The sequence below is a fragment of the Providencia sp. PROV119 genome (genome assembly GCF_028482435.1).
GTDB classification, from domain to species: domain Bacteria; phylum Pseudomonadota; class Gammaproteobacteria; order Enterobacterales; family Enterobacteriaceae; genus Providencia; species Providencia stuartii.
The window spans coordinates 1-4,718 of the sequence record NZ_JAMPQL010000021.1 but is presented as its reverse complement, the minus strand read 5'-3'; the positions used below and the strand labels follow the sequence as shown (position 1 = coordinate 4,718).

Sequence of the window (4,718 nt, the reverse complement as noted above, 5' to 3'; positions counted from 1 at the left end):
CTGTCACAATAGGAGCGCACCTATGTCTCAATACTCTCAATTCTCAGTAAGCAAGGTTTTCGGTATGCCCAGCATTCCGGAGAAGGTAACGGCCATCGGCTACGCTGACGGTTCAAACCCTTTCATCCCTGCCACTGATACCAACTACGTTTTCCGCAAAGAGTTTCTGCGAGAGGTCTTGGCCTATCTCAAAGAGCCTGGCGGTGACGCATTGTTCGTAACCGGCCCTACCGGGTCTGGCAAAACCTCAGGTATCACCGAGATCGCTGGTCGTCTCAACTGGCCTGTTCAGCAAATCACTGCCCACGGGCGGATGGAGCTGACAGATCTGATTGGACATCACGCTCTGGTCGCGGAAAAGCCTGGTCAACCACCTGTCATGAAGTTCATGTATGGACCTCTGGCAGTCGCTATGCGTGAAGGTCATCTGCTCCTCATCAACGAGGTGGATTTGGCCGACCCTGCCGAGCTGGCTGGTCTCAACGATGTCCTTGAAGGGCGTCCCCTTGTGATCGCTCAGAATGGCGGGGAAATCATCAAGCCGCACCCGATGTTTCGTGTGGTCGTTACTGGTAACTCTACGGGGTCCGGTGATGCTTCTGGTTTGTACCAGGGGGTGATGATGCAGAACCTCGCAGCTATGGATCGCTATCGTTTCACCAAAGTAGGGTATGCGGATGAGGAAGCTGAACTCAGCATTCTTGGCCGTGCTACTCCGAAACTTCCGGAAAATGTGCGGAAGGGAATGGTTCGGATTGCTAATCAGGTCCGCAAACTGTTTCTTGGCGAAAACGGTGAAGATGGTCAGATCAGCGTCACCATGTCCACTCGGACGTTGGTGCGTTGGGCGAAACTGTCTCTAGCGTTCCGTGGTGCCCCAAATGCTCTTGAATACGCCTTGGATCAAGCTCTGCTTATCCGTGCGGCCAAAGAGGAGCGTGAAGCCATCCTGCGTGTTGCGAAGGATGTGTTCGGGGACCAATGGCGCTAAGAGGTGACGCATGAAGAAAAATGACTGTTTGTGCCGTCGTTACACTGCTAAAGAGTGGGGCAATGACGAAACCACAATAGAAGTCTTCATTGGCTACAAGTTGCTCCGGGAGCCCAGCTCCTCGGAGCCAGGCCAATTCACGATGGTCGAGCTACGCCGAACCGTCACTGATGGGAAAGCTGAAAATTGGTCTGAGACAAAGCTCGAAGGACCTTTTGAAGCTAACGGCCCAGACACGATCCCAATGTCCTACAAGGACAAAGAAAGCCAGTATGTGTCACAGTTTCTCAGCCAGGGGTACACCTTTCTGGATGAGGTGCTGGTAAACGCAGAGACACAGACGGTGCTGGAAGGGGGGAATGTTTCAGCCGGACAAACAGCCAGCTTGGGATCTCTCAACTGGCTGTTATCTCCGCCCTCTGAGTTACCTCCAGGTGACATAAACCTCTTCAAAGGTTTTGTTGCTGGGGTTTTTGCCAAAGGAGCCGGTTTAATCGGCTTTGAGGTTGCTCGGAGCGAAGGCTCAAATGACTTGCTACCCAGTGTGCTGATGCGTACTGACAGCGGTTATGAGCTTGGGGTTAGCACTGGACTAGGCGAAAACACTATCCATCCAGCTACGCTGGAAGGCGCTGGTGAACTCCGCCCGGAACATGGTCACAAACCCCTGCTGATGTTGGTTTACCTGCAACAGCGTTTCGCGGATGACTTTTCAAACGTAGAGAAGCCGCTGGTGGCATTCTGTGATGAACAGGGTGATACCTTCGACTACGAGCGTTTTGATTCACTAAAACCCCTCATTGAACGGTTTGGTTTCAGCTACGACGAAGTAAGAGCAGATGCAGAAAGGCTTGGCCTTGTATCTGAGCTGATTCGCCTGGCAGAGATCGACGCCGAACAAGAGGATCACTTTTTTTAACCCTTACGGGGGCTTGCTCCCCGAAAGGGGCGTTGGCCCTCTCCAAATAACTTGGAGGTCATGATGTCTAAAGGCGTCAACAAAGTAATTCTGGTCGGTAATCTCGGTTCTGACCCGGAAATTCGCTACATGCCAAGCGGCACTGCCGTTGCCAACTTCAACGTTGCAACAACGGATACGTGGCGCGATAAGCAGTCTGGCGAGCAAAGAGAGCATACTGAGTGGCACCGTATTGTGCTTAAAGGTCGTTTGGCGGAAGTCGCTGGTGAGTACCTGAAAAAGGGCTCCCAAGTCTATCTCGAAGGGAGCAACCGCACCCGGAAGTGGACTGACAGCCAACAAATCGAGCGCTACACCACCGAAGTACACTGCGTTGAAATGCAGATGCTTGGTGGTCGTGGAAATGCACCTCAGGACAACTCTCAACGTGCAGCGCCCCAAAAAGGGCAACGTACAGGAGCCGGTACGCAATCTGCTCCTGTGCAGCAATCAGCACCGCAAGGTGGTATGGGCGGAGGCTATGGTCCCGCTCCTGATGGCTGGGATGATGACATCCCGTTCATGCGGCTGCACCACTTGGCTGGCGGGTAACACCGCCAACTCTTACTAAACCCCACGGGGGCACTCATGCCCCGAGGGGGTCATGGTGTCCTCAAACCGTTCATTCGTGAATTGGAGAAACACCATGTCTGATAACAAATCTCTTGTAACCCGTATCGCAAGCCGGTTTGGCGTGGACACCCGAAAGTTCTATGAAACTTTGAAGGCGACCGCATTCAAGCAGCGAGATGGAAGTGCCCCGACCGATGAGCAGATGATGACGCTCCTGATCGTGGCTGAACAGTACGGTTTGAACCCTTTCACTCGGGAAATCTATGCGTTTCCTGACAAGCAAAATGGGATCATTCCGGTAGTAGGTGTTGATGGTTGGAGCCGCATCATCAACGAGCATCCCCAGTATGATGGCGTCGAGTTCGTGTATTCGGACAAGATGGTCAGAATGCAGGGGGCGAAAGTTGACTGCCCTGAGTGGATTGAATGCGTGATTTACCGTAAGGACAGATCTCGCCCTATCCGCATCAAGGAGTTCATTGATGAGGTGTACCGTGAACCGTTTCAGGGTCAAGGTCGCAATGGTGCTTACACTGTTGATGGCCCCTGGCAAACGCACACCAAGCGTCAACTCCGGCACAAGTCGCTGATCCAGTGTTCTCGTGTCGCATTTGGTTTCTCTGGTATTTATGACCAGGATGAAGCTGAACGCATCCGTGAAATGGAGCAGGCATCGGCCATTAACCCGGCTATTGCCAATCTCCCTTCACCATCTCAAGTTCAAAGCCAAGAGCCTTTGGCTATTGAGCACAAAGAGCTTGACCCGATCCTAACCAAACTCGCAAATCGCGCCATTGCTGAAAACGCATGGTCTGCGGCGCATGAGTATGTGAAGGGACGGTATGAAGGTTCGGAACTGCAATATGCGACTCAATTCCTTCGTGACAAGGAGATGGATCAAATGGAGCCTCCGAAACCTGACTACCAGGAAGCGCACGAGCAAGAGTCCGCCGCTGGTGGTTCTGCAAATGCTGAACCTGGTGCCGAAGAAATGCCGCCTTTGAGTGACGAGGACATGATCCCTGTTACAGAAGAGGAGGGCGCGGAAGGCAGTTACTACTAACCCCAACGGGGGGGACTCCCCCGCTGGGGGAGATCTCCCTCCTAACCATTGGAGAGAGGTCCATGAAAATAGTCAACCTATCGCAACGCGAGGAAGATTGGCTTGATTGGCGGCGTCAAGGTGTAACAGCCACTGACGCCGCTATCCTGCTCAATCGGTCTCCGTACAAAACACGATGGAGACTGTGGGCCGAGAAGACTGGGTATGCGCGTGAAGTCGATCTGAGTCTTAATCCGCTGGTTCGCCGGGGGATAGAAAACGAAGATGCTGCAAGACGCGCTTTCGAGGAGAAGTATGATGACATGCTGCTCCCCGCCTGTGTCGAATCGGTTCAATACCCGCTCATGAGGGCCTCCCTGGATGGCCTGAGAGATAACGGGGAGCCCGTCGAGCTGAAAAGCCCGAGTGCGACTGTCTGGGAAGATGTTTGTGCTGAGAAAGCAAACAGCAAGGCATACCAGCTTTATTACCCGCAGGTGCAACACCAGCTCCTGGTAACGGGGGCCAAGCAAGGCTGGTTAGTCTTCTACTTTGAAGGTCAGATTCAGGAGTTTCCAATACTCCGAGACGAAGCCATGATTCAAGAAATCTTGGCCGAGGCTAAAAAGTTCTGGCAACAGGTAGTAGACAAGAAGGAGCCCGACAAAGATCCAGAGAGAGACCTGTACATACCGCAAGGTGAAGAGGTCAACCGTTGGATTGCTGCTGCTGAGGAATACCGCCTCTATGATGCAGAGATTCAGGAGCTGAAACAGCGACTGTCTGAGCTTCAAGAAAGGCAAAAGCCTCATCTCGACACCATGAAGTCCCTCATGGGGGAATACTTCCATGCCGACTACTGCGGTGTGATGGTAACGAGATACAAAGCGGCTGGCCGGGTAGACTACAAAAAGCTGTTGGCTGATAAGGCGTCAGGCGTGAAGCCTGAGGATGTTGACCAGTACAGAGAGAAGTCATCAGAGCGGTGCCGTGTAACGGTTACTGGCTCTGTGAAGCCACGGTACATTGTTGATGAGGACGTGCTTGCTCCTCTTGATGATTTGCCGGAAGAAGTAGAGACGTTCTACTGGTGAGTGGGGGATTTTCCCCCGCTTTCCCTTGGGGATTCTGGGAGTCTCCAACGGAAAGCAAGA

5 protein-coding genes are annotated in these 4,718 nt (G+C 52.9%); all 5 read left to right on the top strand.

The window, feature by feature from the left end:
* Positions 1–22: 22 nt before the first annotated feature.
* The 5 genes from PSF11_RS15865 (at position 23) to PSF11_RS15845 (ending at position 4,658) form a co-directional block, all read left to right on the top strand.
* Entirely contained in the window at positions 23–991 is a 969-nt protein-coding gene (locus tag PSF11_RS15865; RefSeq protein WP_000085160.1) for an AAA family ATPase, read from the top strand.
* Positions 992–1,001: 10 nt separating this feature from the next.
* On the top strand, positions 1,002–1,910 hold the full coding sequence (locus PSF11_RS15860) for a hypothetical protein (protein WP_000739139.1): 909 nt from the start codon (positions 1,002–1,004) through the stop codon (positions 1,908–1,910).
* A 60-nt stretch (positions 1,911–1,970) separates the two neighbouring features.
* Positions 1,971–2,501 carry a single-stranded DNA-binding protein gene (gene ssb / locus PSF11_RS15855; RefSeq protein WP_000987165.1) on the top strand — a complete coding sequence of 177 codons (531 nt, stop codon included), beginning with the start codon at positions 1,971–1,973 and terminating at the stop codon, positions 2,499–2,501.
* 94 nt (positions 2,502–2,595) lie between these two features.
* Positions 2,596–3,585 carry a phage recombination protein Bet gene (gene bet, locus PSF11_RS15850; RefSeq protein ID WP_001282585.1) on the top strand — a complete coding sequence of 330 codons (990 nt, stop codon included), beginning with the start codon at positions 2,596–2,598 and terminating at the stop codon, positions 3,583–3,585.
* 62 nt (positions 3,586–3,647) lie between these two features.
* On the top strand, positions 3,648–4,658 hold the full coding sequence (locus tag PSF11_RS15845; protein ID WP_000706865.1) for a YqaJ viral recombinase family nuclease: 1,011 nt from the start codon (positions 3,648–3,650) through the stop codon (positions 4,656–4,658).
* Positions 4,659–4,718 lie beyond the last annotated feature (60 nt).